The organism is Modestobacter italicus (assembly GCF_000306785.1).
In the GTDB taxonomy this organism is placed as follows: Bacteria; Actinomycetota; Actinomycetes; order Mycobacteriales; family Geodermatophilaceae; genus Modestobacter; species Modestobacter italicus.
Genome location: NC_017955.1, coordinates 4,869,595 through 4,894,816 on the forward strand (window position 1 = coordinate 4,869,595; position 25,222 = coordinate 4,894,816).

The 25,222-nt window shown below is 75.0% G+C and carries 31 protein-coding genes; 6 read left to right on the plus strand and 25 right to left on the minus strand.

Annotated elements, in window-relative coordinates; translation table 11 throughout:
• Positions 1-2: 2 nt before the first annotated feature.
• Genes MODMU_RS23035 through MODMU_RS23045 form a run of 3 tightly spaced genes read right to left on the minus strand, consistent with a single transcriptional unit; the run spans position 3 to position 2,877 of the window.
• The gene (locus MODMU_RS23035) at positions 3-821 is read right to left on the minus strand and encodes an ABC transporter ATP-binding protein (protein WP_014742804.1); all 819 of its coding nucleotides are present in this window, start codon (positions 819-821) and stop codon (positions 3-5) included.
• Positions 818-1,885, minus strand: coding sequence for a FecCD family ABC transporter permease (locus MODMU_RS23040; RefSeq protein WP_014742805.1), 1,068 nt, complete (start codon positions 1,883-1,885; stop codon positions 818-820). The genes MODMU_RS23035 and MODMU_RS23040 overlap by 4 nt, the downstream gene beginning before the upstream one ends.
• The gene (locus MODMU_RS23045) at positions 1,882-2,877 is read right to left on the minus strand and encodes a FecCD family ABC transporter permease (protein WP_014742806.1); all 996 of its coding nucleotides are present in this window, start codon (positions 2,875-2,877) and stop codon (positions 1,882-1,884) included. The genes MODMU_RS23040 and MODMU_RS23045 overlap by 4 nt, the downstream gene beginning before the upstream one ends.
• Positions 2,878-2,973: 96 nt before the next feature.
• Here MODMU_RS23045 and MODMU_RS23050 point away from each other — a divergent pair, with 96 nt between their 5' ends.
• Entirely contained in the window at positions 2,974-3,939 is a 966-nt protein-coding gene (locus tag MODMU_RS23050; protein WP_014742807.1) for an ABC transporter substrate-binding protein, read from the plus strand.
• 27 nt (positions 3,940-3,966) lie between these two features.
• On the opposite strand, the gene tsaE is transcribed toward MODMU_RS23050, so the two are convergent.
• The 11 genes from tsaE to MODMU_RS23105 form a co-directional block, all read right to left on the minus strand.
• Positions 3,967-4,422: a tRNA (adenosine(37)-N6)-threonylcarbamoyltransferase complex ATPase subunit type 1 TsaE gene (gene tsaE, locus MODMU_RS23055; RefSeq protein ID WP_014742808.1), complete on the minus strand. Its 456-nt coding sequence runs from the start codon at positions 4,420-4,422 to the stop codon at positions 3,967-3,969.
• The gene (locus MODMU_RS23060) at positions 4,419-5,042 is read right to left on the minus strand and encodes a uracil-DNA glycosylase (RefSeq protein ID WP_014742809.1); all 624 of its coding nucleotides are present in this window, start codon (positions 5,040-5,042) and stop codon (positions 4,419-4,421) included. Before MODMU_RS23060 ends, tsaE begins: the two co-directional genes overlap by 4 nt.
• 113 nt (positions 5,043-5,155) lie before the next feature.
• Positions 5,156-6,349 carry an alpha/beta fold hydrolase gene (locus tag MODMU_RS23065; RefSeq protein WP_014742810.1) on the minus strand — a complete coding sequence of 398 codons (1,194 nt, stop codon included), beginning with the start codon at positions 6,347-6,349 and terminating at the stop codon, positions 5,156-5,158.
• Positions 6,349-7,500 (minus strand): alanine racemase, encoded by a 1,152-nt coding sequence (gene alr, locus MODMU_RS23070; RefSeq protein ID WP_014742811.1) that lies wholly within the window; start codon positions 7,498-7,500, stop codon positions 6,349-6,351. Before alr ends, MODMU_RS23065 begins: the two co-directional genes overlap by 1 nt.
• A gap of 26 nt (positions 7,501-7,526) precedes the next feature.
• Positions 7,527-8,957, minus strand: a complete 1,431-nt coding sequence (locus MODMU_RS23075; protein WP_014742812.1) for an NAD(P)H-hydrate dehydratase — start codon at positions 8,955-8,957, stop codon at positions 7,527-7,529.
• Positions 8,954-9,331 carry a holo-ACP synthase gene (locus MODMU_RS23080; protein WP_014742813.1) on the minus strand — a complete coding sequence of 126 codons (378 nt, stop codon included), beginning with the start codon at positions 9,329-9,331 and terminating at the stop codon, positions 8,954-8,956. Before MODMU_RS23080 ends, MODMU_RS23075 begins: the two co-directional genes overlap by 4 nt.
• A gap of 89 nt (positions 9,332-9,420) precedes the next feature.
• Positions 9,421-11,283 carry a glutamine--fructose-6-phosphate transaminase (isomerizing) gene (gene glmS / locus MODMU_RS23085; RefSeq protein ID WP_041795561.1) on the minus strand — a complete coding sequence of 621 codons (1,863 nt, stop codon included), beginning with the start codon at positions 11,281-11,283 and terminating at the stop codon, positions 9,421-9,423.
• A 58-nt stretch (positions 11,284-11,341) separates the two neighbouring features.
• Positions 11,342-12,685 (minus strand): phosphoglucosamine mutase, encoded by a 1,344-nt coding sequence (glmM, locus tag MODMU_RS23090; protein WP_014742815.1) that lies wholly within the window; start codon positions 12,683-12,685, stop codon positions 11,342-11,344.
• An 11-nt stretch (positions 12,686-12,696) separates the two neighbouring features.
• Positions 12,697-13,116 carry a 30S ribosomal protein S9 gene (rpsI, locus tag MODMU_RS23095; RefSeq protein ID WP_014742816.1) on the minus strand — a complete coding sequence of 140 codons (420 nt, stop codon included), beginning with the start codon at positions 13,114-13,116 and terminating at the stop codon, positions 12,697-12,699.
• The gene (gene rplM, locus MODMU_RS23100; protein WP_014742817.1) at positions 13,113-13,556 is read right to left on the minus strand and encodes a 50S ribosomal protein L13; all 444 of its coding nucleotides are present in this window, start codon (positions 13,554-13,556) and stop codon (positions 13,113-13,115) included. The genes rpsI and rplM overlap by 4 nt, the downstream gene beginning before the upstream one ends.
• Positions 13,557-13,708: 152 nt before the next feature.
• Positions 13,709-14,263: a beta-class carbonic anhydrase gene (locus tag MODMU_RS23105; protein WP_014742818.1), complete on the minus strand. Its 555-nt coding sequence runs from the start codon at positions 14,261-14,263 to the stop codon at positions 13,709-13,711.
• Between the two features lie 80 nt (positions 14,264-14,343).
• Between MODMU_RS23105 and moeA the strand changes: the two genes are divergently transcribed.
• The 3 genes from moeA to MODMU_RS23120 are packed head-to-tail and all read left to right on the plus strand — an operon-like array spanning position 14,344 to position 16,510.
• Complete coding sequence (gene moeA, locus MODMU_RS23110; protein ID WP_014742819.1) at positions 14,344-15,549, plus strand: molybdopterin molybdotransferase MoeA; 1,206 nt, start codon at positions 14,344-14,346, stop codon at positions 15,547-15,549.
• A complete protein-coding gene (gene moaC, locus MODMU_RS23115; protein WP_014742820.1) occupies positions 15,546-16,019 on the plus strand; it encodes a cyclic pyranopterin monophosphate synthase MoaC in 474 nt (157 codons plus the stop codon). The genes moeA and moaC overlap by 4 nt, the downstream gene beginning before the upstream one ends.
• Complete coding sequence (locus MODMU_RS23120; protein WP_014742821.1) at positions 16,016-16,510, plus strand: MogA/MoaB family molybdenum cofactor biosynthesis protein; 495 nt, start codon at positions 16,016-16,018, stop codon at positions 16,508-16,510. The genes moaC and MODMU_RS23120 overlap by 4 nt, the downstream gene beginning before the upstream one ends.
• An 85-nt stretch (positions 16,511-16,595) precedes the next feature.
• On the opposite strand, the gene MODMU_RS29190 is transcribed toward MODMU_RS23120, so the two are convergent.
• The 3 genes from MODMU_RS29190 to fdhD all read right to left on the minus strand — a co-directional run bounded on the left by MODMU_RS29190 (position 16,596) and on the right by fdhD (position 18,714).
• Entirely contained in the window at positions 16,596-17,240 is a 645-nt protein-coding gene (locus MODMU_RS29190) for an integrase core domain-containing protein (RefSeq protein ID WP_197537362.1), read from the minus strand.
• On the minus strand, positions 17,195-17,758 hold the full coding sequence (locus MODMU_RS29195) for a hypothetical protein (RefSeq protein ID WP_014742823.1): 564 nt from the start codon (positions 17,756-17,758) through the stop codon (positions 17,195-17,197). The genes MODMU_RS29190 and MODMU_RS29195 overlap by 46 nt, the downstream gene beginning before the upstream one ends.
• Positions 17,759-17,886: 128 nt before the next feature.
• The gene (gene fdhD / locus MODMU_RS23130; RefSeq protein WP_041795563.1) at positions 17,887-18,714 is read right to left on the minus strand and encodes a formate dehydrogenase accessory sulfurtransferase FdhD; all 828 of its coding nucleotides are present in this window, start codon (positions 18,712-18,714) and stop codon (positions 17,887-17,889) included.
• A 41-nt stretch (positions 18,715-18,755) separates the two neighbouring features.
• On the opposite strand from fdhD, the gene mobA reads away from it, so the two are divergent.
• Both mobA and MODMU_RS23140 read left to right on the plus strand, forming a co-directional pair.
• Positions 18,756-19,349, plus strand: a complete 594-nt coding sequence (gene mobA / locus MODMU_RS23135) for a molybdenum cofactor guanylyltransferase (RefSeq protein ID WP_014742826.1) — start codon at positions 18,756-18,758, stop codon at positions 19,347-19,349.
• A gap of 46 nt (positions 19,350-19,395) precedes the next feature.
• Positions 19,396-20,058, plus strand: a complete 663-nt coding sequence (locus MODMU_RS23140) for an NAD(P)H-binding protein (protein WP_014742827.1) — start codon at positions 19,396-19,398, stop codon at positions 20,056-20,058.
• Positions 20,059-20,067: 9 nt separating this feature from the next.
• Here MODMU_RS23140 and MODMU_RS23145 read toward each other — a convergent pair whose 3' ends face one another.
• From MODMU_RS23145 to rpmJ, 8 genes are all read right to left on the minus strand, one after another.
• Positions 20,068-20,463, minus strand: coding sequence for a hypothetical protein (locus tag MODMU_RS23145; RefSeq protein ID WP_014742828.1), 396 nt, complete (start codon positions 20,461-20,463; stop codon positions 20,068-20,070).
• Positions 20,464-20,515: 52 nt separating this feature from the next.
• Positions 20,516-21,361, minus strand: coding sequence for a tRNA pseudouridine(38-40) synthase TruA (gene truA, locus MODMU_RS23150; RefSeq protein WP_014742829.1), 846 nt, complete (start codon positions 21,359-21,361; stop codon positions 20,516-20,518).
• Between the two features lie 28 nt (positions 21,362-21,389).
• The gene (gene rplQ / locus MODMU_RS30400; RefSeq protein ID WP_014742830.1) at positions 21,390-22,184 is read right to left on the minus strand and encodes a 50S ribosomal protein L17; all 795 of its coding nucleotides are present in this window, start codon (positions 22,182-22,184) and stop codon (positions 21,390-21,392) included.
• Between the two features lie 166 nt (positions 22,185-22,350).
• Complete coding sequence (locus tag MODMU_RS23160; RefSeq protein ID WP_014742831.1) at positions 22,351-23,418, minus strand: DNA-directed RNA polymerase subunit alpha; 1,068 nt, start codon at positions 23,416-23,418, stop codon at positions 22,351-22,353.
• Between the two features lie 100 nt (positions 23,419-23,518).
• Positions 23,519-24,145 (minus strand): 30S ribosomal protein S4, encoded by a 627-nt coding sequence (rpsD, locus tag MODMU_RS23165; RefSeq protein ID WP_014742832.1) that lies wholly within the window; start codon positions 24,143-24,145, stop codon positions 23,519-23,521.
• Positions 24,146-24,180: 35 nt separating this feature from the next.
• Entirely contained in the window at positions 24,181-24,588 is a 408-nt protein-coding gene (gene rpsK / locus MODMU_RS23170; protein WP_026844840.1) for a 30S ribosomal protein S11, read from the minus strand.
• 125 nt (positions 24,589-24,713) lie between these two features.
• Complete coding sequence (gene rpsM, locus MODMU_RS23175) at positions 24,714-25,088, minus strand: 30S ribosomal protein S13 (protein WP_026844841.1); 375 nt, start codon at positions 25,086-25,088, stop codon at positions 24,714-24,716.
• Positions 25,089-25,102: 14 nt separating this feature from the next.
• On the minus strand, positions 25,103-25,216 hold the full coding sequence (gene rpmJ, locus MODMU_RS23180; RefSeq protein WP_014742835.1) for a 50S ribosomal protein L36: 114 nt from the start codon (positions 25,214-25,216) through the stop codon (positions 25,103-25,105).
• Positions 25,217-25,222 lie beyond the last annotated feature (6 nt).

The following is a 25,222-nucleotide window of genomic DNA, read 5'->3' on the forward strand; positions in this document are numbered from 1 at the left end:
GCCTAGGCCGAGGCGGTGACCGCGGTCCGGTCGGACTGCGGCAGCCGGCGCACGGGGCAGACCACCGGCGTCCCGGCGACCGGGTCGGTCAGCACCACCGCCTCCACGCCGTAGAGGTCCCGCACGAGCTCGGTGGTCACCACCGCGGCCGGCGGGCCCTCGGCGACGACCCGCCCGTCGCGCATCGCGACCAGGTGGTCGGCGTACCGGCAGGCCGTGGACAGCTCGTGCAGCACCAGCACCACCGTGCGGCCGGCCCGGGCCAGGTCGTGGACCAGCTCCAGCACCTCGAGCTGGTGCCCGAGGTCGAGGGCGGACGTCGGCTCGTCGAGCAGGACGACGTCGGTCTCCTGGGCCACGACCATCGCGATCCAGGCCCGCTGACGCTGACCGCCGGACAGGGTGTCCAGCGGCCGGTCGGCGAGCTCCAGCAGGTCGGCGGCGACCAGTGCCCGGGTGACGGCGGCGGCGTCCTCCGGCGACCACTGCCGCAGCAGCCCCTGGTGCGGGTGCCGGCCGTACCGGACCAGGTCGCGCACGGTGAGCCCGTCGGGGGCGTCCGCGTCCTGGGGCAGCAGGCCGACCCGGCGTGCCACCTCCCGCGGCCGCAGCGTCGCGAGCACCCGTCCGTCCAGGACGACCGCACCCGACCGGGGCGCGTGCAGCCGGGCCAGCGCACCCAGCAGGGTGGACTTGCCGCACCCGTTGGGGCCGACCACCGCGGTCACCCGGCCGGCCGGCAGGACGACGTCCAGGTCGTGGACGACGGGGGTGTCCCCGTAGCCGAGGCTCACCGCCTCGGTGCGCAGGTCGGTCGTCACGGCATCCTCCGGGTGCGGGTGCTCAGCAGGAGCCAGAGCAGGTACGGGCCGCCGATGACGGCGGTGACGATGCCGACCGGCAGCTCCAGCGGGGCCGCGACGGTGCGACCGAGCAGGTCGGCGAGCAGCACGACCAGCGCGCCGGCCAGCGCCGACCCCACGACGGCGACCGAGCGCGGGCCGGCGGCCTTGCGGGCGACCTCGGGGGCGATGAGCGCCACGAGGCCGAGCGGGCCGGCGGCGGCGATCGCCAGACCGGCGGTGACCACGGCGACGGCGATCACGCCGACCCGCACCCGGCCGACCGGCAGCCCCAGCCCGACGACGACCGCGTCGGCCAGCCGGAGCATCCCCAGCTGGCGGCCGAGCACGACCGCGACCGGCAGCGCCACCGCGAGCCCGGCGGCCAGGACGGCGACGGCCAGCGGGGAGCGGGCGCTGAGGCTGCCGACGGTCCAGGGGAACGCCTGGTTGGCGGCGTCGATGGGCGCGCGGGCGAGCATCAGCTGGGTCAGCGCCCCGAGGGCCGCGCCGACCCCGAGCCCGACCACCAGGAACCGGTAGCCCCGCTTCCCGGCGCCGCCGGCCAGGCCCAGCGTCAGGGACGCGGCCGTCGCGGCCCCGACCAGGGCCAGCGCCGGCGGCGCCAGGCTGGTGGGCACCGCGACGACGCTGGCCACCGCGAAGGCGGTCGCCCCGTCGTTGAGCCCGACGGTGTCCGGCGTGGCCAGCCGGTTGCGGGCCAGCGTCTGCAGCAGCACGCCGGCGATGCCGAGCGCGGCACCGACCAGCAGGCCGGCGACCACCCGGGGCAGCCGCAACCGCTGGACGAGCAGGACGTCACGCGGCTCTCCCCGCCCCAGCACGGCCGGCAGCGTGTCCGCGACGCCGATCCGGGCCGTCCCGACCGCCAGGCCGAGCGCGACGGCCAGCAGGACCAGGCAGCCCAGCACGGCGGCCGCCAGGGCGGCCCGGCGGTCGACCAGCACCGAGCGGCGGGCGGCCGCCAGCCGCCAGGTGCCCGGTGGGGCGGTGGCCGGCTCGAGCCGGGTCGTCGCGGTCACAGCGCGGGCATCCGGGTCGAGCGGACGACGGCGACGAGCACGGGTGCCCCGAGCAGCGCGGTGACCACGCCGAGCGGCATCTCGTAGGGCCGGACGAGCAGCCGGGACGCGACGTCGGCGAGGAGCACGACGGCCGGGCCGAGGAGCAGGCAGACGGCCAGCACCCGGCGCAGGTCCGGCCCGACGAGTGCCCGGGCGAGGAAGGGCACCACGAGCCCGACGAAGGCGATCGGCCCGGCCGCGGCCACCGCGCCGCCCACCAGCAGCGCGACCGAGGCCACGCCGAGCGCCCGCGCGCGGGCCGGCCGGTGGCCGAGGCTGCGGGCGGTGGCGTCACCGAGCGCCAGGGCCGACAGCGGCCGGGCCACGAGCCAGGCGACCAGGGCACCGGCGACCAGGACCGGACCGACCTGGCCGAGCGTGTCGAGGTCGCGGCCGGCGACCGAACCGACGGTCCAGAACCGCACCTCGTCGGCGGTCCGCTGGTCCAGCAGCAGCACGACCGAGGTCCCGGCACCGAGCAGGCCGGAGAGGGCGGCCCCGGCCAGCACCAGCCGGACCGGGTCGTCCCCGGTCCCGCGCAGCCGGGCGGCACCGAGGGCGAGCAGGCAGCCGGCGGCCGCGCCGAGCACCGCGACCGCGGGGCCCACGGTCGCCGCCCCGGCGCCGGCGGCGATGGTGAGGACGACGGCGAAGGACGCCCCGGCGCTCACCCCGAGCAGCCCTGGTTCGGCGAGCGGGTTGCGGGCCGCCGCCTGCAGCACCGCGCCGGCGAGGGCGAGCGCCAGGCCGACCGCCACCGCGACGAGCGTGCGCGGCACCCGCAGCTGCAGGACGGCGAAGCGGGCGTCGTCGTCCCCGCCGCCGAGCAGCACGGACAGCGCCCGCAGCGGGCCGACGTCCCCGGCGCCCAGCGCCAGGCTGCCCACCCCGGCGACGGCCAGGGCGATCGCGGCCGGCACCAGCCCACGGCGCAGCAGCACCCCGTCCACCCCGACCTCCCTGACACCCCGCGCGACCACTCGATGATGGTGAGCCTTACCTTACCTCTCGCACCGACACCGCCCGTCACCCCTGGAGGACCCCCCGTGACCACCCCCACCGCCCGGCGCCGCGGCGCGGCGACCCTGGCCGCCACCGCCGCGCTGACCCTCGCCCTGTCCGCCTGCGGCGGGTCCACCGAGGACACCGCCGGTGCCGAGGCCCCCTCCAGCGCGCCGACCGAGACCACCGTGGCCACCGCGTTCGGCGATGTCACCGTCCCTGCCGAGCCCGAGCGCGTCATCACGCTGTCCGAGCCGGCGCTGGACGTCGCCCTCGGCGTCGGCGTCACGCCGGTGGGCACGACGGCCAGCCGCGGCGGCGACGCCCCGCCGGCCTACCTGGGGGACGACGCGGCGGCGATCCCCGTCGTGGGCACGGTCCGCGAGGCGAACCTGGAGGCCGTTCTCGAGGCCGAGCCGGACCTCATCCTGGCCGCGAGCGGGCTCGACCAGGCTCAGTACGACGCGCTCAGCGCCATCGCCCCCACGGTCGTGCCGGAGGCGGCGGCCACCGGCGAGTGGGCGGCGCCGCTGCACACCTACGCCGAGGCCCTCGGCGCCGACGACGAGCTGACCGAGCGGCTGGACGGGGTCACCGAGCGGGCCACCGCCCTCGCCGACGAGGGTGCGCTCGCCGGCACGGTCGCCGTCGTGCGGTGGTCGGCCACCGGGCCGCTGGTCATGAACGCCGGGAACATGCCCGGCCAGCTGCTGCAGGCGGCCGGCGCGGAGCCGGTGCAGGCCGCCGTCGACCTGGGCGACTCCCCGCACAGCGACCCGCTGTCGCTGGAGAACCTCGGCGAGGTCGACGCCGACCGGGTCTTCCTCGCCGCGTTCGGCGCCGAGGGCGCCGGCGCCCTGGCCGCGGCGAAGGCGGAGCCGGCGTTCGCCCGGCTGCAGGCCGTGCAGTCCGGTGCCGCGACCGACGTCGACGGCGGCGTGTGGAGCAGCAGCTCCGGTCCGATCGCCGCCGAGCGGGTCATGGACGACATCGAGGCCGCCGTCAGCTGACCCGGCCGGGAGAGCGGCCGGCCGGCGTCACGCCGCGTCGGCCAGCCGCTGCTCCCAGCCGGGCCCGACCGGGACGAGCCGGACGGTGCGGACGTCGTCGTCCCGCCGGTCCAGCTCGACCACGAGGTGCTCGTCGGCGAGCTGCTCGACCAGCCCGTGCCCCCACTCCACGACGGTCACCGCCTCCTCGGTGGTGGCGTCGAGGTCCAGGTCGTCGACGTCGGCCATGCCGGCGAGCCGGTAGGCGTCCACGTGCACCAGCGGCACCCGGCCGCCGCGGTGCACCCGGGCCAGCACGAACGTCGGCGAGGTGATGGGCCCGGGGACGCCGAGACCGGCCCCGATGCCCTGGGTCAGCGCGGTCTTCCCCGCACCCAGCGGGCCGGCCAGCACGACGAGGTCGCCGGGCTGCAGCAGCTCGGCGAGCTCGCGGCCGAACGCCTGGGTGTCGGTGATCGCGGGCAGCTCCCGCTCGCGCCTCACAGCGTGCCGGCCACGGCGGTCAGGTCGGCGAGCAGCGCGGCGCGCGGGGCGCCGTTCGGCCCGAACCGGATCGCCGCCGACGGGTGGTACGTCGCCCACACCGCACGCCCGTCGACCTGGTGCGCGCGGCCGCGCGCCTCGGCGAGCTTGGTGCGCGGCCCCAGGAACCACTTGGCCGAGGACAGCCCCAGCGCCACCACCACCGGGACGTCGAGCAGGTCGAGCTGGCGGCGCAGCCAGCCGCTGCACCGGGCCACCTCGGGCGTCTTCGGCGTGCGGTTGCCCGGCGGCCGGCACTTCACGATGTTGAGCACCGCGGCCTGCCCCCGGTCCAGCCCGGCCTCGGCGAGCAGCTGGTCCAGCAGCGCGCCGGACCGGCCGACGAACGGCCGGCCGGTCTCGTCCTCGGTGGCGCCCGGCGCCTCGCCGACCACCACGAACCGGGGCCGGCCCCCGGTCGGCACGTCGCCGACGACGACGTGCTGCCGGGTCGCCGCGAGCTCCGGGCAGGCGACGCAGGAGCGCGCGACGTCGGCCAGCGCGGTCCAGTCCGGTGCCGCCGCGGCGGTCCGGGCGACCTCGTCGGCGGCGGCGTCCAGGCGGGGCGGTCGGAGAGCCACGCCCAGCACCCTAGGAGCAGGCGCCCCGGGCCCTCCGCCCGAGGCGCCCTCCAGGCGCCCTCCAGGCGCCGCAGGCCACCGCCGAAGGCGCGCCTTCGGTGGCGAGAGGACCGTCAGGCTCCGGGGGAACGGACGGAGCCCCGCTCGGCGGCGGCGACCCGGCGGAGCAGCTCCGACAGCGCCGCCGTCACCTCGGCGGGCTTCTCCAGCAGCACCAGGTGCCCTGCCCCGGGGACGAGGACGAACTCCGCGTCCGGGAGCTCACTGATCAGCTCCTCGCTGTGCGCCGCCGGGATCATCTTGTCCGCGTCGCCGGTGAGCACCAGGGTCGGCACCCGGCGCAGCGGCTCGATCGCCCCGCTGGCGTCCAGGCCGGCGATGGCCGGGTACAGCTCGGCGATCACGTCGACCGGCGTGCCGCCGATCATCGCGTCCACGTAGCGCCCGAGCGCCGGGTCGACGTCGGTGGAGGAGAACGACAGCGACCAGGTGGCCGCCGAGACGATCCCCTTGGCCAGCCTGCGGGTCTGCTCGGCGAACACCGGCCGGCGGCGCATCGTCCAGGCGGCCACCGGCAGCACCGCGGCCCGCAGCCGGGTCAGCAGCTGCGGCAGGCCGAAGTCGAGGTCGGCGAGGTTGCCGCTGGAGGTGGAGACCAGCGCGACGCCGGCGATCCGGGTGCCGAACAGCTCGGGGCGCCGCTGCGCCAGGGTCAGCACCGTCATGCCGCCCATCGAGTGCCCGACCAGCACCACCGGCCCGCGCGGCACGCGCGCGTCGAGCACCCGCTCCAGGTCGGCGGCCAGCTGCTCGATGGTGGCGTGCGCGGCGTCGCCCCGGCCGGACCCGCCGTGCCCGCGGTGGTCGTAGAACACCAGCCGGGCGCGGGGGCGGTGGCCGTTCGCGCTGGCGACCTCGGCGGCCAGGTCGCGGCGCTGGAAGGTCCAGGACGCCATCGACAGCGCGTAGCCGTGCACGAAGACGACGGTCAGCGGGGCGTCGAGCGGCCCGATCTCCTCGACCGACAGCAGCACGCCGTCGTCGGTCTGCACCAGCGCCGTCCGGTCGGCGGTGCGGCTCTCGCTGCCCAGCGGGTCCTGCTGGCGCAGCTCACCGGCCGGCACGGCGGCGATCGGCCGGCCGTCGTCCCCCGCCTGCCCGGCGAGCTGGTTGGCCCGCACCGCGGACGTGGCCGACCGGGTGACCGCGACCCCGACCGCCGTCCCGGCGGCGGCCAGGCCGACGGCGGCGCCGATGAGGCCCGCGGTGCGGGCGAGGTGGTGGTCGACGCGGCTCCCCCGGGCCATCAGACCAGCCCTGCCGTGCCGACGTGGCGGCGGCGGAACCGGCCACCGACCCGGGTGACCAGCTCGTAGTGGATGGTGTCCAGCGCGTCGGCCCACTCCTGGGCGGTCGGCTCCCCGTGGTCGCCCGCGCCCCACAGCACGACCGCGTCCCCGGGGTCGATCGGGTCGTCGCCGACGTCGAGCACGAACTGGTCCATGCAGACCCGCCCGGCGATGGTGCGCTGCACGCCGGCGGCGAGCACCGGGGCGCGGTTGCCGGCCGCCCGGGGCACGCCGTCGGCGTAGCCGACCGGCACCAGCGCCAGCGTCGTCTCCGCGCCCGTCGTGTAGGTGTGGCCGTAGGAGACGCCGGTGCCGGCGGGCACCCGCTTGGTGAGCGCGACCCGGGCCTGCACGGTCATCGCCGGGCGGAGGCCGTGCCGCGCCGGGTCGCCGCCGAGCGGGTCCAGGCCGTAGACGGCGACCCCCGGGCGGACCATGTCGTACCAGGTCTCCGGCAGCGCGACGGTGGCCGCGGAGTTGGCCAGGTGCCAGCGGGCCTCGGTGAGCCCGGCCCGCCGGGCCAGCGCGACGGCCTCCTCGAACACCCGCACCTGCGCGCCGATCGTCGGGTGGGTGGGGGCGTCGGCGTAGGCCATGTGGCTCCACAGCCCGGTGACGGCGATCTCCCCGTCGGCCTGCGCGCGGGCCGCGGCGGCGACCAGGCCGGGCCATGCCTCCGGGGTCGCGCCCTCGCGGGAGAGCCCGGTGTCGGCGAACAGCTGGACCCGCGCGGTCCGGCCGGTGGCGCGCGCGGCGTCGACCACCTCGGCGAGCGCCCACTCGGCGTTCACCGACAGCTCGACGTCCGCGGCCAGCCCGGCGGCGTAGTCCTCTCCGGGGGCGTGCTGCCAGGACAGCAGCGGGGCGGTGACCCCGGCCGCGCGCAGCGCCAGCGCCTCCTCCAGCACCGTCACCCCGAGCGCGTCGGCGCCGCCGGCGAGCGCCGCGCGGGCGGCGGGCACCAGTCCGTGCCCGTAGGCGTCGGCCTTGACCACCGCCATCAGCGGGCGGCCCACCCGGTCCCGGAGGGCGGCGGTGTTGGCCGCGATCGCGTCCAGGTCGACGACCACCTCGGCCCGGCTGTCGAGCCCCTGCTGCACCTGTGTCACGGCCCCACTCTCCCAGGCGGTGCCGATCAGCCGTCGGCGCCGCGCAGCCGGGCCAGCGTCCGGGGCAGGACGCGCACCAGGTCACCGGCGATCAGCGGGCCCTGCTCGGCGGCGAGCTGCCCGGCCCGGCCGTGCACGTGCGCGGCGACCGCCGCCGCCTCCGCGGCGGCCGGCCCGCCGGTTAGGAAGGCGCCGAGGACGCCGGCGAGGACGTCGCCGGTGCCGGCGGTCGCCAGCCACGAGGTGCCGGTGGCGTTGACGAAGGCGGCCCCGTCGCGGTCGGCGACCACGGTCGCGTCACCCTTGAGCAGCACCGTGCAGCCGAGCGCGGCGGCGCCGCGGCGGGCGGCGGCGACCCGGTCGCCGCCCACCTCGCCGAAGAGCCGGGCGAACTCGCGGTCGTGCGGGGTGAGCACGGTGGGCGCCGTCCGGTCGCCCACCAGCCCGGGCTGCGCGGCGACCAGCGTGAGCGCGTCGGCGTCGACGACCACCGGCAGGTCGGTGGCCAGCACCTCGGCGAGCACGCTGCGGGCGGCCTCGTCGGTGCCCATCCCGGGCCCGACGACCCAGGCCTGCACCCGGCCGGCCGCGCCCGGGCGCCCGGAGGTGACCAGCGCCTCGGGCCAGGCCGCCTTCACGCCCTCAGCGGCCGTGCCGGCGTAGCGGACCAGGCCCGGGCGGGCGCGCAGCGCGGCACCGGTGCACAGCACGCCGGCGCCGGGGTAGGTGGCCGAGCCGGCGATGACGCCGACCACGCCGCGGGAGTACTTGTCGTCCCCGGCGCCGGGCGGGTCCAGGTGGACGGCGACGTCGGCGTCGGTGAGCTGCTCGGCGTCCGGCGCGGGCAGGTGCGGGCCGAGGCCGATGTCGACCAGGTGCACCGTGCCGGCGGCGCCGCGGCCCGCGCCGACGACGAGCCCGGTCTTCACCGCGCCGAAGGTCACCGTGTGCTGGGCGGGGAACGCCTCCCCGGCCACCTCCCCGGTGTCCGCGGAGACGCCGCTCGGGACGTCGACCGCCACCAGCAGGCCGGGCCCGGCCACCGCGGCGTGCACCAGCGCCACGGCGTCGTCCCGGAGCCCCCCGGTACCGCCGATGCCGACGATCCCGTCGAGCACCAGGTCCGCGCGCGCCAGCGACTCGGCGCCGCCGGTGCGGCCACCGGCCCGCAGCAGGGCGGCGAGCCCGTCGGCGTGCGCCCGGTCGGGGGCGAGCAGGACGGCGGTCACCTGCGCTCCCCGGACGGCGAGGACCGCGCCGGCGAACAGCGCGTCGCCACCGTTGTCCCCGGAGCCGACGAGCAGCACCACCCGGACGCCGTGCGCGCGGCCGAGCAGCCCGAGGCAGACCGCGGCCAGCCCGGTGGCGGCCCGCTGCATGAGCACGCCGGGGCGCAACCCGGCCATCGCGGCCCGCTCGGCGCCGCGCACCTGGGCGGCGGTGAACAGCCCGGTCACGGCGTGCCGCCCTCGGCGATCACCACGGCGGAGGCCAGGCCGCCGTCGTGGCTCAGCGAGACGTGCCATGTGGTGACGCCGAGCTCGGCGGCCCGCTGCGCGACGGTGCCGCGGACCTCCAGGTGCGGCCGCCCCCGCTCCCCCACGACCACCTCGGCGTCGTGCCAGAGCATGTCGCCGGGCGCCCCGAGGGCCTTGGCGAGCGCCTCCTTGGCAGCGAACCGGGCGGCCAGCGACTCACCGCTGCGCTCGGTCCCGGACGGCGTCCGCTGCTCCGCGGCGGTGAACAGCCGGTCGCGCAGCCCCGGCGTCCGGACCAGCGACGCCGCGAACCGCTCGACCGGGCACACGTCGATCCCGACCCCGATGATCACGCCCCCAGTCTGCCTGGTGACGTGCTGGAGCGGCCCGGCTGCAGGGACCCGCGGCGCGCGGAGCGTGTCGTGGGGGGCAGTCGGGTCCTTTATTCCACCGTGACGGACTTGGCCAGGTTGCGCGGCTGGTCGACGTCCAGGCCGCGGGTGGCGGCGATCTCGCAGGCCAGCACTTGCAGCGGCACGGTGGTGACCACCGGGGCCAGCAGGGTCGGCGTCCGCGGAACCCGGATGAGGTGGTCGGCGAACGGGACGACGTCCTCGTCGCCCTCCTCGGCGATCACGATGGTGCGCGCCCCGCGGGCCCGCACCTCCTGGATGTTGCTGACCACCTTGCCGTGCACCGACTCGCGGCTCAGCGGCGAGGGGACGATCACCACGACCGGGGTGCCCTGGTCGATGAGCGCGATGGAGCCGTGCTTGAGCTCGCCGGCGGCGAAGCCCTCAGCGTGGATGTAGGCCAGCTCCTTGAGCTTCAGCGCACCCTCGAGGGCCACCGGGTAGCCGACGTGCCGGCCGAGGAACAGCAGGGTGTCCTCGGTGGCCAGGGAGCGGGCGAGCTCGCGGACCGGCTCCATGGTGGCGAGCACCTCGGTCACCTTCTCCGGCAGCGCGCGCAGCTCGTCGACGATCGCGGCGACCTCGTCGGCGTACTTGACCCCGCGCACCTGGGCGAGGAACGCGCCGACCAGGTAGCAGGCCACGACCTGGGTCAGGAAGCCCTTGGTCGAGGCGACGGCGACCTCGGGACCGGCGTGGGTGTACAGGACGGCGTCGGACTCCCGCGGGATGGTCGAGCCGTTGGCGTTGCAGATGGCCAGCACCTTGGCCTTCTGCTCCCGGGCGTGCCGCAGCGCCATCAGCGTGTCCATCGTCTCGCCGGACTGGCTGACGACCACGACCAGCGTGGAGCGGTCCAGCACCGGGTCGCGGTAGCGGAACTCGCTGGCCAGCTCGACCTCGACCGGGATCCGGGTCCAGTGCTCGATGGCGTACTTGGCGATCAGCCCGGCGTGGTAGGCCGTGCCGCAGGCGACGACGAAGACCTTGTCGATGTCGCGCAGCTCCTGCTCGGTGAGCCGCAGCTCGTCCAGCACGAGCGCGCCGGTGTCGCTGAGCCGGCCGAGCAGGGTGTCGGCGACCGCCTTGGGCTGCTCGGCGATCTCCTTGAGCATGAACCAGTCGAAGCCGTCCTTCTCGGCGGCCGCGGCGTCCCAGTCGACGCTGTAGGCGGTGGGCTCCACGACGGTGCCGGCGAAGTCGGTGACGGTCACCCCGCGCTCGCGGTGCAGCTCGACCACCTGGTCCTGGCCGAGCTCGAGGGCGTCGCGGGTGTGCGCGATGAACGCGGCGACGTCGGAGCCGAGGAAGTACTCGCCGTCACCGACGCCGACCACCAGCGGGCTGTTGCGCCGCGAGGCGACCAGCGTGTCCGGCTCCGCGGCGTGCGTGGCGACCAGGGTGAAGGCGCCCTCCAGCCGGCGGCTGACCGCGCGCATCGCCTCGGCCAGCCGGCCCGGGCCGGTCGGCGTCTCCGCGTACACCGCGGCGAGCAGGTGGGCGACGACCTCGGTGTCGGTCTCGGAGGAGAACTCGACGCCGGTCGCCTCGATCTCGGCGCGCAGCGGCACGAAGTTCTCGATGATCCCGTTGTGGACGACGGCGACCTGGCCGTCGGCCGACACGTGCGGGTGCGCGTTCCGGTCCGTCGGCCCGCCGTGGGTGGCCCACCGCGTGTGCCCGATCCCGATCGTCGAGGCCGGCAGCCCCGCGTCGGCGAGCTCCTTCTCCAGGTTGGCCAGCTTGCCGGCCTTCTTGGCGGTGCTCAGCCGTCCCTCGGAGAGGACGGCGACGCCGGCCGAGTCGTAACCCCGGTACTCCAGCCGGCGCAGGCCCTCCAGGACGACGTCCAGGGAGTCCTGCGGACCGACGTAACCCACGATGCCGCACATTCGCCCGACGATACCGGCGGAACGGGGGTCGGAGCTTCCCTCCTTGGGGTGGAGGTCGTCACCCTTCGGCGGCGACGACCTCCGCCAACCGGGCCGCGACGGCGTCGGCCTGCTCCTGCGTGGGGGCCTCGACCATGACCCGGACCAGCTGCTCGGTGCCCGACGGGCGCAGCAGCACGCGGCCGGTGTCACCGAGCTCTGCCTCGACGTCGTTGACCGCCCGGGCGACCTCGTCGCTCGCCGCGACCGCCAGCCGGTCGGTGACCGGGACGTTGACCAGCGTCTGCGGCAGCCGGTGCACCACGGAGGCCAGCTCGGCCAGCGAGGCGCCGGTGGCGCTCATCCGGGACAGCAGCGCCAGGCCGGTGAGCAGCCCGTCGCCGGTGGTGGCCCAGTCCAGGAACACCAGGTGACCGCTCTGCTCGCCACCCAGGGACAGCCCGCGGGCGTGCAGCGCCTCGAGCACGTAGCGGTCGCCGACCGCCGTCGTCTGCACCGCGATGCCGGCCTGCCGCATCGTGTGGTGGAAGCCGAGGTTGCTCATCACGGTGGCCACGACGGTGTCGTCGGTGAGGTTGCCGCTCTCGTGCAACGCGAGCGCGCAGATGGCCAGGATCGCGTCGCCGTCGACGACGTCGCCCTGGGCGGTGACGGCCAGGCAGCGGTCGGCGTCGCCGTCGTGGGCGATGCCGATGTCCGCGCCGTACCGGGCGACGGCCTCCTTCAGCGGACCCAGGTGGGTCGAGCCGATGCCGTCGTTGATGTTCCAGCCGTCGGGCTCGCCGCCGATGACGTGCACCTGGGCGCCGGCCCGGCGGTAGACCTCGGGGGCGGCACGGGAGGCGGCACCGTGCGCGCAGTCGACGACGACGCGCAGCCCGCGCAGCGGCTCGCGCAGCGCCGACAGGACGTGGGCGGTGTAGTCCTCCGCGGCGCCGTCGAGGTCGCGGACCCGGCCGATGGCCGCACCGGTCGGGCGGTGGTCGATGCCCTCGCGCCCGGCGATGCGCTGCTCGATGGCCGCCTCGACGGCGTCGGGCAGCTTGTGCCCGCCGCGGCTGAACAGCTTGATGCCGTTGTCGGGCATCGGGTTGTGGCTGGCCGAGATCATGACGCCGAGGTCGGCCTCGGTGCGGCCGGTCAGGTGCGCGATGGCCGGCGTGGGCAGCACCCCGGCACGCAGCACCTCGGCCCCGGCGCTGGCCAGGCCGGCGACGACGGCCGCCTCGAGCATCTCCCCGCTCGCGCGGGGGTCGCGGCCGACGACCGCGACGGGACGCGAGGTCCCGTCGCGGTCGGCGAGCACGCTGGCGGCCGCCCGGGCCACCGCGAGCGCCAGTTCCGGCGTCAGGTCGGCGTTGGCCAGGCCACGGACGCCATCGGTCCCGAACAGGCGACCCACGGACGTACCGGTCAGCGCTTGGAGTACTGGGGCGCCTTGCGGGCCTTCTTCAGCCCGTACTTCTTGCGCTCGGTGACGCGGGGGTCACGAGTCAGGAAGCCGGCCTTCTTCAGCGCCGGGCGGTCGTCGGGCTCGACCTCGATGAGCGCGCGGGCGATCGCCAGGCGCAGCGCACCGGCCTGGCCGCTGACGCCGCCACCGTGCAGGATGCCGACGACGTCGTACTGCTCGCCCTTCTCCAGGATCACGAACGGCTCACGGATGAGCTGCTGGTGCACCTTGTTGGGGAAGTACTCCTCGATGGTGCGGCCGTTCAGCTTGAACTGGCCGGTGCCGGGGAGGAGACGGACGCGGACGATGGCCTCCTTGCGGCGGCCGACGGTCTGGATGGGACGCCCATCGGCGTCGGTCACGGTCAGTGCGCTGGTCACTGGGCCACCTGCTTGATCTCGAAGGTCTGGGGCTGCTGGGCGGCGTGCGGGTGCTCAGGCCCGGCGTAGACCTTGAGCTTGGAGAGCATCTGCCGGCCCAGCGTGTTGTGCGGCAGCATCCCCTTGACGGCGCGCTCGATGACGCGGTCGGGGCGGGTCTTCAGCTCGTCACCGACGTTGATCGCCCGCAGACCACCCGGGTAGCCGGAGTGGCGGTAGGCGACCTTGGCGTCGCGCTTGGAGCCGGTGAGGGCCACCTTGCCCGCGTTGACGACGACGACGAAGTCGCCGGCGTCGACGTGCGGCGCGAACTGGGGCTTGTGCTTGCCGCGCAGGAGGATCGCGGTCTGGCTGGCGAGTCGACCGAGCACCACGTCGGTGGCGTCGATGACGTGCCAGGCCCGGGTGATCTCACCGGGCTTGGGGGAGTACGTGCGCACGAGGCTCACTGTCCTTCGTCGTCGTCTGGCGGGCGGCTGGTGGGATCGCCTCACCGAGCACGGGAGACTTGGGTCGAGCCGATGACGATCGGGACCCCGGACACGCGCGCACCAGCCGGCGACGCGCACCAGCCAGCGAGAGTACCAGCGTGTCAGCGAGCCGGGTCCTGGCCCTGCTGCAGGGGCCCGCCGCGAGCTTGCGAGTGGTGGGGGGCAGCAGGGTCCTTGATCTCGCGCAGGCGCCCCGTCGTCACGTCGTAGACCGTGCCGCGCACCTCGTGGGAGAGCAGGTAGGGGCTCTCCCGGACCAGCCGCATGGACTCCCGCACGTCGTCGTCCACGTCGGTGAAGGTCCGGGCGGCCCACGGCGGACGGCGGCCGGTGGCCCGCTCGACCGCGTCGGCGAAGGAGACGTCGTCGGTGGTCTGCAGCCCGCACTCGGTGTGGTGGACCAGCACGATCTCGCGCGTGCCCAGCGCGTGCTGGCTGAGGGTCAGCGACCGGATGACGTCCTCCGTGATGACGCCGCCCGCGTTGCGGATGACGTGCGCGTCCCCGATGTCCAAGCCCAGCACGCCGAAGAGCGGGATGCGCGAGTCCATGCACGCCACCACGGCGACCTTGCGCGCCGGGCGCACGGGCTTGCTGCCCGGGAACTGCTCTGCCCACTGCTCGTTCGCCTCGAGCATCCGGTCGATCTCGGCCACGCGTCCTCCTCGGCTCCTGTGCTGCCGCGGGAACGCTAACCGCCGTGCCCCCGGTCGCGCCCATCGGTGAGGATGGGGGCGTGCGCACGGTCGAGGAACACCAGGCGGTGGTGACCGGGCTGCTCGCTCCCCTGCCGGTCGAGGACGTCCCGCTCGCGGCGGCGGCCGGGCGGGTGGTCGCCACCGACCTGCCCGCGCTGGTCTCGCTGCCCGGCTTCGCGAACTCCGCGATGGACGGCTACGCCGCCCGGCACGCCGAGGTCGGGACGGCGAGCGAGGCGGCACCGGTCCGGTTGCCGGTCGGCGCGGACATCCCCGCCGGGCGCACCGACGTCCCTCCCCTGCTGCCCGGCACGGTGCACCGGATCATGACCGGCGCCCCGCTGCCCGAGGGCGCCGACGTCGTCGTCCCGGTCGAGCGCACCGACGGCGCCACCGACGTCGTCACCATCACCGGCGCCCCGGACGTCGGGACCCACCTGCGGCACGCCGGTGAGGACATCCGCGCCGGTGACCTGGCGCTGCCGGCCGGCACCGCGCTGGGTGCCGCCCAGCTCGGTCTGGCCGCGGCCGTCGGGTACGCGTCCGTGCCGGTGCGCCGGCGTCCCCGGGTGCTGGTGCTCTCCACCGGCAGCGAGCTGGTCGAGCCGGGCCGGCCGCTGCAGCCCGGGCAGATCTACGAGTCGAACTCGGTGCTGCTCGCCGCCGCGGTCGCCGACGCCGGCGGCGACGCGCGCACGCTGCACTTCGTCCCCGACGACGTCGACCAGTTCCTGACCACCGTGCGCGCCGAGCTGGCCGGCGCCGACCTGCTGGTCACCAGCGGCGGGGTGAGCGCCGGCGCCTACGAGGTGGTCAAGGACGCCTTCCGCGGGCTGGGCACGGTGGAGTTCGCCAAGGTCGCGATGCAGCCGGGCGGGCCGCAGGGGGCGGGCACCGTCGACGGGGTCCCGGTCGTCACCCTGCCGGGCAACCCGGTGAGCTCGTTCGTCTCCTTCGAGGTGTTCGTGCGCCCGGCGCTGCGCCGCGCGCTCGGTCACACCTCCCCCGACCGGCTGCGCACCACCGCCCGGCTGACCACGGCGCTGCGCTCCCCTGCCGGCCGCCGGCAGTTCCTGCGCGGCCGCTTCGACGGCGAGGTGGTCACCCAGGTCGGCGGGCCCGGGTCGCACCTGGTCGCCCACCTGGCGCGGGCCAACTGCCTGGTCGTCGTCCCCGAGGACGTGACCGAGCTGCCCGCCGGCGCAGAGGTCGTCGTCGTCCTGATCGAAGGAGCACTCCAGTGACAGAAGCCCGGCTGACCCACGTCGACGAGACGGGCGCCGCCCGGATGGTCGACGTCACCGCCAAGGCGGTGACCGAACGGGTGGCGACGGCGGCCGGCCGGGTGCTGGTCAGCCCGGAGGTCATCGGGCTGCTGCGCGGGGCGGGCGTGCCCAAGGGCGACGCGATCGCGGTGGCCCGGATCGCCGGCATCATGGGCGCCAAGCGGACGCCGGACCTCGTGCCGCTGTGCCACCCGATCGCCCTGCACGGGGTGACCGTGGACATCGAGGTCACCGACGACGCCGTGGAGATCACCGCCACGACCCGCACCGCCGACCGCACGGGGGTGGAGATGGAGGCGCTCACCTCGGTGGCCGTCGCCGGGCTCACCGTCATCGACATGGTCAAGGCCGTCGACCCGCGGGCGGTCATCACCGACGTCCGGCTGCTCAGCAAGTCCGGCGGCAAGAAGGGCGACTGGGTCCGGTGAGCGAGCTCCCCGCCGACGCCCGGGCGGTCGTCGTCACCGCCTCCAACCGCGCCTCCGCCGGGGTCTACCCCGACCGCAGCGGGCAGGCGCTGGCCGAGGGGCTGCAGGCGCTCGGCTTCACCGTCGACGGCCCGCACGTGTGCCGCGACGAGGTCGCGGGCCTCAGCGAGGTGCTCCGCGAGGCGGTCGCCTCGGGCGCCGACGTCGTCCTGACCACCGGCGGGACCGGGCTCTCCCCCACCGACGTCATGCCCGAGGCGACCCGCCAGGTCCTCGAGCGCGAGGCCCCCGGCATCGCCGAGGCGGTCCGCCGGTACGGCGAGGGGAAGGTCCCCACGTCGGTGCTCTCCCGCGGCATCGCCGGCACCGCCGGCCGGACGCTGATCGTCAACCTGCCCGGCTCCACCGGCGGCGTCCGCGACGGCCTGGCGGTGCTCGGCCCGCTGCTCCCCCACGTCGTCACCCAGCTCCGCGGCGGCGACCACGGCTGAGTGGAGTGCCACGGCGCGGTTCCCGCGCTGTTCTGTCTCCGGACATGTGTCGCACTGATGTCTCAGGACATCTGTCGCAGATGGGCTATGCCGCTGTGAGTGTGGCGTAGCGCTTGGTCGGGTCCAGGGTCAGCTGGCCGATCAGCTGGCCGCCCAGGGCGTGGAAGCTGACGTGGCTGCCGTTGACCAGGGCGGTGATCTCGGTGCCGCCGTGGCGGGCGCCCAGGCGGATCAGGTGAGCGCCGAGGGTGACCGTGCCGTGCGGGATGACGGTGAGCCGGTGAACGGTGGCGTCGGTCTGCAGCGGTAGCTGCGCCGGCCCGCCGTGCACCGGCGCACTCCTCCAGGCCTGCTGCGGGGTGGTGGCGACCGCGGAGTGCCGGCGGCGGGTGTTGTAGTGGGCGCGGACGGTGTCCAGCCGGGTCTGCAGCTCCGCCGCTGAGGCGGCGGGGCCGGTGAAGAAGTGGCCGAGCAGCTTGTCCGCGGTCTGGTGCAGCCGCTCGCACTTGCCCAGCGTCTGGGGGTGGTAGGGGCTGGAGTGGATCAACCGGGATCCGGCGGCGATGACGGTGGCGGCGAACCGGCCCGGCCGGGTCAGGTTGGCCTGCCCGATCCGGCCGGTGAACGCCGAGCCGTTGTCGGCCAGCACCAGCCCGGGTGCACCGAACTCGGTGATCGCGCCGGTCAGCGCGGTGATCGCGGCCGCGGTGGTCTCAAGCGCGGGCGCCAATGGGAGGCCACCCAGAGCCGGGAGCAGTCATCGATGATGTCGATGGCCACCACCACGCTGCCATCGGCGAGGGTGTGCTCGGTCCCATCGATCTGGAAGCAGTCCTGCGGCCGGGGGTAGGCGAACCGCCGCCAGGACGACTTAGGCCGCTTGACCGGGTTGCGCGCCAGGAGGTCCTGGCGGCCCAGTACGCGGTTGATCGTGGCCCGCGCCGGCACCGCCGCCCCGGTCGGCCACCCCGGCAGCGCAACCGCCGCGACCAGGGCGGCGTGGATGTTGTCCGCCCCGTTGTCGGGCTTGAGTTCCTCGCGCAGCGCCACGATCCGGGTGACCAGCCATTCCGGTGTGCCCGCCGGTGAGCTCAGCGGCCGCCGAGAACGCTCACTCCACGCGCCCTCGGCGACCACCCGCGCCCGATGCCGGTAGAACGTCCGCTCGTTCACACCGTTGAGCCGACACCACTCGGCGACGTTCTCGATCGGCATCCCGACCTGCAACGTCGCATCCAGCAGCTTCATGACTGCCGCTCGCTTCCCCACACCACCTCAACGGCAGCGTGATGATCAAGCGACAGATGTCATGAGACTCCTGGACTGACACATGTCCTGAGACTGAACACGCGGTTCCCGCGCCCGTGGCACTCCACTCAGTCCAGGACGAGGCGTTCGGGGTGGGTGTAGACGTTGCAGCCGTCGCCGCGGAGGAAGCCGATCAGGGTGATGCCGACGTCGGCGGCCAGCTCCACGGCCAGCGAGCTGGGGGCGGACACCGCGGCCAGCACCGGCACCGCCGCCATCGCCGCCTTCTGGGTCAGCTCGAACGACGACCGCCCGCTGACCATCAGCACGTGCCCGGCGAGCGGGACGCGCCCCTCGCGGACGGCGTCACCGACGACCTTGTCCACCGCATTGTGCCGGCCGACGTCCTCGCGCAGCGCGACCAGCTCGCCGCCCGCGGTGAACAGCCCCGCGGCGTGCAGTCCGCCGGTCTTGTCGAAGACCTGCTGGGCGGCGCGCAGCCGGTCGGGCAGGCCGAGCAGCGTCTCCAGCGTGAGCCGGGTGCCGTCCGCGGCCACGTCGTAGGCGGTCTTCGTGCGGATCGCGTCGATGCTGGCCTTGCCGCACACCCCGCAGGAGCTCGAGGTGTAGAAGTTCCGGTCCAGCGCGGTGTCCGGCGCCTCGACGCCGGGGGCCAGGTCGACGTCGACCACGTTGTAGGTGTTGCGCCCCTCGTCGTCGACCGAGTTGCAGTACCGGAGCCCGGCGATGTCGGCGGCCGAGGAGATCACGCCCTCGGTGGCGAGGAAGCCGTGCACCAGGTCGAAGTCGTCACCCGGGGTGCGCATCGTCACCGCGAGCGGTGTGCCGCCGAGCCGGATCTCCAGCGGCTCCTCGGAGGCGACCGTGTCCGGGCGTCGGGTGTGCACGGGTCCACGGATCCGCAGCACCGGGGTGCGGCTGGTGACTCTTCCCACGCGGCAGACGGTACTCACCGGTAGCGACCTACCGTTCCGGCATGAGCTCGCTGCCACCCTTCGCCGCGGTCGTCCTGGCCGGCGGCAAGGCGGCCCGGCTGGGCGGCCGGCCGAAGCCGCAGCTGGAGGTCGGTGGGCGCACGATGCTCGACAGCGTCCTGGCCGCCCTGGACGGCGCCGCGCCCCGCGTCGTCGTCGGGCCGCCGCAGCCGGTGCCGGCCGGCGTGCTGCTGGTGCGCGAGTCCCCGCCCGGTGGAGGACCGGTGCCGGCGTTGGCCGCGGGGCTGGTCGCTGCCGGGGACGCCGAGGTCGTCGCGGTGCTCGCCGCCGACCTCCCGTTCGTGACCGTCGACGTGGTCACCGCCCTGCGCGAGCGGCTGACCGGCGACGGGGTGCTCGTCGTCGACGACACGGGCCGGGACCAGCTGCTGCTCGGCGTCTGGCGCACCGCCGTGCTCCGCGCAGCCACCGCCGGCGCCCGGCCGCACGCCCCGCTGCGCGGGGTGCTCGCCCCGCTGGCGGTCCGCCGCTACCGACCCGTCGTCAAGGGGGGCTCCCCCGCCCCGTGGACCGACTGCGACACCCCCTCAGGGGTCGCCCGCGCCCGGGCCGTCCGGCCGCCCGCGCACGGCTGAGCGTTGCCGGGTGTGGCACCGGGCGCCGGTGGGGTAGCCCGCTGTCATGCGCGTCGTCATCGCAGGAGCCCATGGTCAGGTCGCCCGCCGTCTGGGCCGGTTGCTCAGCAGCCGGGGCGACTCCGTCGCCGGCATCGTCCGCAACCCGGACCACCGCGCGGACCTCGAGTCCGACGGCGTCGAGCCGGTCGTGCTCGACCTGGAGCAGGCGTCGGTCGAGGACGTCGCCGCCGTGGTCCGGGGAGCCGACGCGGTCGTCTTCGCGGCGGGCGGCGGCCCCAGCAGCGGGGTCGAGCGCAAGCACACGGTCGACCGCGGCGCGGCGCTGCTGCTGGCCGACGCGGCGGAGGCCGCCGGGGTCCGCCGGTACCTGCTGGTCTCCTCGATCGGGGTCGAGCAGGCCCGCCAGGGCACGCCGCCGGGCATGGACCCGCAGTTCGCCGCCTACCTGCAGGCCAAGCTGGCCGCGGAGGACCACATCCTGCCGCGCCCCGGTCTGGACACGACCATCGTGCGACCCGGCGGGCTGACCGACGACCCGGGCACCGGCCGGGTGACGCTGCGGCACGGTGTGGAGCGGGGGCAGGTGCCGCGGGACGACGTCGCCGCCGTGCTGGCCGAGGTGCTGGCCGCCGACAAGTGGGGCGAGGTCGTCGAGCTGGTCAGCGGGGACACCCCGATCGCCGACGCCGTCGCCTCCCTCACCTGACCGCCTCGGTCACCCGCCCGGCCAGGGTGGCGGGGTGGCCGGGCAGCCCTCCTCGTTCGCCACGTAGACGTACTCGTCCGGCGCGGGCGGGTGGTAGGGCCCGTCGGTGGGGACGCCCTCGTTGGCGGCGCCCCGCCGGACGCCGTCCACGTAGATCTGCACCCCGCCCAGCGGCACCTCGGCGGTGAAGGCGGCACCCCGGTCCACGACCCCGCTGGCGACCACGGTGGAACCCTGGCGGAACTCCACCCGGACCGGGTCGCCGTCGGGGCCGTCGCTCGAGGTGCCCTGGCAGTAGGCCACGAGCTGCACGCGGGGGCCGTCCGACGACCCGCACCCGGCGAGCGCCGCCAGGCAGAGCAGCAGCACGGGCAGGGCCGTGCCGGCGGCACGCGGTGCGGTCATGACCGGGGACCCTAGGGCGCTGACCGGCGCGCCGGCGGTCGCCGCACCCGGGTCAGCTCCGCTTGGCCCGGGTGACCAGGGCGCGGGCGGCCAGCTCGTCGTCCGGCGGGTAGTCGACCCGGACGAGGGTGAGGCCGCCGGCCGGTGCCACCGGGACGTCGTTCGCCCGGCTGGTCATGCTGAGCAGGGAGGCGGGCCAGCCGGCCGGACGGCGTCCCTCGCCCACCGCGATGAGCGCGCCCACCAGGCTGCGCACCATCGAGTGGCAGAACGCGTCGGCCGAGGCGCGCACCTCGATGACCGGGCCCGCGCGGCGCACGTCCAGGTCCAGCAGGGTGCGGATGGTCGTGGCACCCTCGCGCCGCCGGCAGAAGGCGGCGAAGTCGTGCTGGCCGAGCAGCAGCGCCGCGGCCACCCGCATGGCGGAGGCGTCCAGCCGGCGTGACCAGGCGGCCGTGTCCGCCCGGCGCAGGGGTGGTGGTCCGGAGTCGGCGTCGGTCAGCCGGTAGACGTAGTGCCGGGCCAGGGCGGCGAACCGGGCGTCGAACTCGGGGCGGACCACGCGGGCGCCGGTCACGGCCACGTCCGGCGGCAGGACCCCGCGCAGCCGGCGCAGCAACCGGCTCTCGTGCGCCGCGAAGAGCTCGGCCGGCAGGTCGGTGTGCGCGACCTGGCCGACGGCGTGCACGCCCGCGTCGGTGCGGCCGGCCACGGTCAGGTCGACGTCGTGCCGCAGCACCGTGGCCAGCCCGAGCTCCAGCTCGCCCTGGACGGTGCGCTGACCGGGCTGGCGGGCCCAGCCGTGCAGCGCCGTGCCGTCGTAGCTGATCTCCAGCCGGACGCGGACGAGCCCGCCACCGGTAGCGGTGGCGGGCTCGTCGACGTGCGGGTGCTCCACGGAGCGGACCGTCAGGAGACGGTCGAGGTCACTTGGGGTCGACATCGGGCTCGCCGCCGGGGGCGTGCGTGCCGGCGGTCGCGGCGTCGCTGAGCTCGGCGGCCTCGACCTCGGCAGCGGCCGCGGCGGCCACGTCGGGGCTGAGCGACGGGTCGTCGACGACGGCCAGGTTCTCGGCGGCCGGCTCCGGGGTGACGTCGCCGTCGTCCTGGCGCTCGCCGTCGGGGTTGAAGACGTCGGTGACGACGGCCTGCCCCTCCTCGAGCCCCTCGGCGTCGGCCACGACGGCCGGGCTGGTGTCGCCACCGGGGCCGGTGGTGACGTCGTCGTCGGTCAGGCCGGGCTCGGTCGCGTCGGCGGTGACCTCACCGGCGGCGGAGGCGGCACCGGCACCGACGGCGGAGGCCCCGGCGAACCGGGTGCCACGGGCGCGCTCAGCCTCGCCGACGGCCTGCTGGGCCACCGTCAGGGCCTCGACGAGCTCGATGACGGCCATCGGCGCGTTGTCGCCCTTGCGGGGACCGACCTTGACGATGCGCGTGTAGCCACCGGGCCGGTTCTCGTAGCGCGGGCCGATCTCGGCGAACAGGTGGTGGACGACGTCCTTGTCGCGGATCACCGTCATCACCTGCCGACGGGCGTGCAGGTCGCCGCGCTTGGCGAAGGTCACCAGCTTCTCGGCGTACGGCCGGAGCCGCTTGGCCTTGGCCTCGGTCGTGGTGATCCGCCCGTGCTCGAACAGCGAGGTGGCCAGGTTGGCCAGCATCAGCCGCTCGTGCGACGGGGACCCGCCGAGACGGGGACCCTTGGTGGGGGTGGGCATGTCGGTCCTTCCTCAGGCGGCCGGGCGGGCGTGTGCCGGCTGCGTCGTCCATCGCGGTGCTGCGTCGTGCTGGTGTGTCCCGGGGCCAGTGTGACTGGCCCCGGGACGGCCCCGCTGCAGGGGCCCTCCGCGAGCGTGCGAGCGGTGGGGGCAGCGGGGTCCTTGCTCAGAGCTGCTCGGTCTCCTGGTACGCGGTCTCGTCGTACGTGGCCGGGTCGCCGTAGCTGGCGTCGCCCTGGTAGGCGTCGGTCTCGTAGCCCTCGTCGTAGCTCTCCACCGAGGTGGGGACGAACCCGGGCGGGCTGTCCTTGAGCGCCAGGCCCATCGCCGCGAGCTTCAGCTTGACCTCGTCGATCGACTTGGCACCGAAGTTGCGGATGTCGAGCAGGTCGGCCTCCGAGCGGGTGACGAGCTCCCCGACGGTGTGCACGCCCTCGCGCTTGAGGCAGTTGTAGGACCGGACGGTGAGGTCCATGTCCTCGATCGGCATCGAGAAGTTCGCGATGTCGGCGGCCTCGGACGGGCTGGGCCCGACCTCGATGCCCTCGGCGTCGACGTTCAGCTCGCGCAGCAGGCCGAACAGCTCCACCAGGGTGGACCCGGCGCTGGCGATCGCGTCCCGGGGCTCCATCGAGGGCTTGGTCTCGACGTCGACCACGAGGCGGTCGAAGTCGGTGCGCTGCTCGACGCGGGTCGCCTCGACCGCGTAGGTCACCTTGAGCACCGGGGAGTAGATCGAGTCGACGGGGATGCGACCGATCTCCTGGCCGGGCTGCTTGTTCTGGGTGGCCGGCACGTAGCCGCGGCCGCGCTCGACGACCAGCTCGATCTCGAGCCGGCCCTTCGCGTTCAGCGTGGCGATGTGCAGGTCGGGGTTGTGCACCTCGACACCGGCCGGGGGCGCGATGTCGGCGGCGGTGACCTCACCCGGGCCCTGCTTGCGGAGGTACATGGTCACCGGCTCGTCGGAGTCGGAGCTGACCACGAGGCCCTTGAGGTTCAGGATGATCTCGGTGACGTCCTCCTTGACGCCCGGCACGGTGGTGAACTCGTGCAGGGTGCCCTCGATGCGGATGCTGGTGACAGCAGCGCCGGGGATCGAGGACAGCAGGGTGCGACGCAGCGAGTTGCCGAGGGTGTAGCCGAAGCCCGGCTCGAGCGGCTCGATGACGAACCGGGAGCGCTGGGCGTCGATCGTCTCCTCGGTGAGGGTCGGACGCTGTGCGATGAGCATGGTGGATCTCCTTCGTGTCCTCCGGCACCCGCCATATGACGCCGTGAGGGGGTGGTGCCGGCGGGGCGGACATCTGTCCACCCGCCCCGCCGTCGTGCTGCTACTTCGAGTAGAGCTCCACGATCAGCTGCTCCTGGACCGGGGTGTCGATCACCTGACGGGCCGGGATGTTGTGCACCAGCACGCGCAGCTGGGTGCTGATGACCTCGAGCCACGGCGGCACCGGACGGGAGCCGGCCTTGGCCTGGGCCACCTGGAACGGGACCATCTCGGCCGACTTCGCGGCGACCTCGACGATGTCGTTCGCGGTCACGCGGTAGGACGGGATGTCCACCTTGCGGCCGTTGACCTTGATGTGGCCGTGCCGCACCAGCTGGCGCGACATGTCGCGGGACTCGGCGAAGCCGGCCCGGTAGACCACGTTGTCGAGGCGCGACTCGAGGATCTGCAGCAGGACCTCACCGGTCTTGCCCGACTTCTTGTTGGCCTCTTCGTAGTACCCGCGGAACTGCTTCTCCAGCACGCCGTAGATGCGGCGGGCCTTCTGCTTCTCGCGGAGCTGCAGCAGGTACTCGCTGTCCTTCGTGCGACCCCGGCCGTGCTCGCCCGGCGGGTAGGGCCGGATCTCGATCGGGCACTTCGGGGACTCGCACTTGCTGCCCTTGAGGAACAGCTTCATCTTCTCGCGCCGGCAGAGGCGGCAATCGGCTCCGGTGTAACGGGCCACGTCAAATACTCCTGTTTCGTCTCGTCAGTGACCGGTCAGACCCGGCGGCGCTTCTTGGGGCGGCAGCCGTTGTGCGGCTGCGGCGTCACGTCCTGGATCTGCCCGACCTCGAGGCCGGTGGCCTGCAGGGACCGGATCGCGGTCTCGCGACCGGAGCCCGGGCCCTTCACGAAGACGTCGACCTTGCGCATGCCGTGCTCCTGGGCCTTGCGCGCGGCGTTCTCGGCAGCCATCTGCGCCGCGAACGGCGTCGACTTGCGCGAGCCCTTGAACCCGACGTGCCCGGCGGACGCCCAGCTGATCACGTTGCCCGTGGGGTCGGTGATCGACACGATCGTGTTGTTGAAGGTGCTCTTGATGTGCGCCGCGCCGTGAGCGACGTTCTTCTTCTCCTTGCGGCGCACCTTCTTGGTGCCAGCTGCCGCGCGAGCCCTGGGAGGCATCTCTCTCCGGTCTGAGTCTGTGTTCGTGGCCTGGGTGGTGCTGGGGTGCGCAGGTGAGTGCGCGGGCGCGCCGCCGGTCCGGCCCTCTCGGACTCAGTGGGCGGCGGCGCGCTGTCGTGCTGAGGTCAGCGGGCCTTCTTCTTGCCCGCGATGGTCTTGCGCGGGCCCTTGCTCGAGCGCGCGTTCGTCTTGGTGCGCTGACCGTGCACCGGGAGACCGCGGCGGTGCCGGATCCCCTGGTAGCAGCCGATCTCCACCTTGCGGCGGATGTCGGCGGCCACCTCGCGGCGCAGGTCGCCCTCGACGCGGAAGTGCTCGTCGATGTAGTCGCGCAGCTTGAGCAGGTCCTCGTCGGACAGGTCCTTGGCGCGCAGGTCCGGGCTGACGCCCGTCGCGGCCAGGGTCGCCTTGGCCGAGGTCGGCCCGATCCCGTAGATGTAGGTGAGTGCGATCTCCATCCGCTTCTCGCGGGGGAGGTCGACGCCAGCCAGACGTGCCATGTTCAGGTACTCCCTCAGCCCTGGCGCTGCTTGTGCCGGGCGTTCTCGCAGATGACCATGACCCGGCCGTGCCGGCGGATCACCTTGCACTTGTCGCAGATCTTCTTCACCGACGGCTGGACCTTCACCGGTGC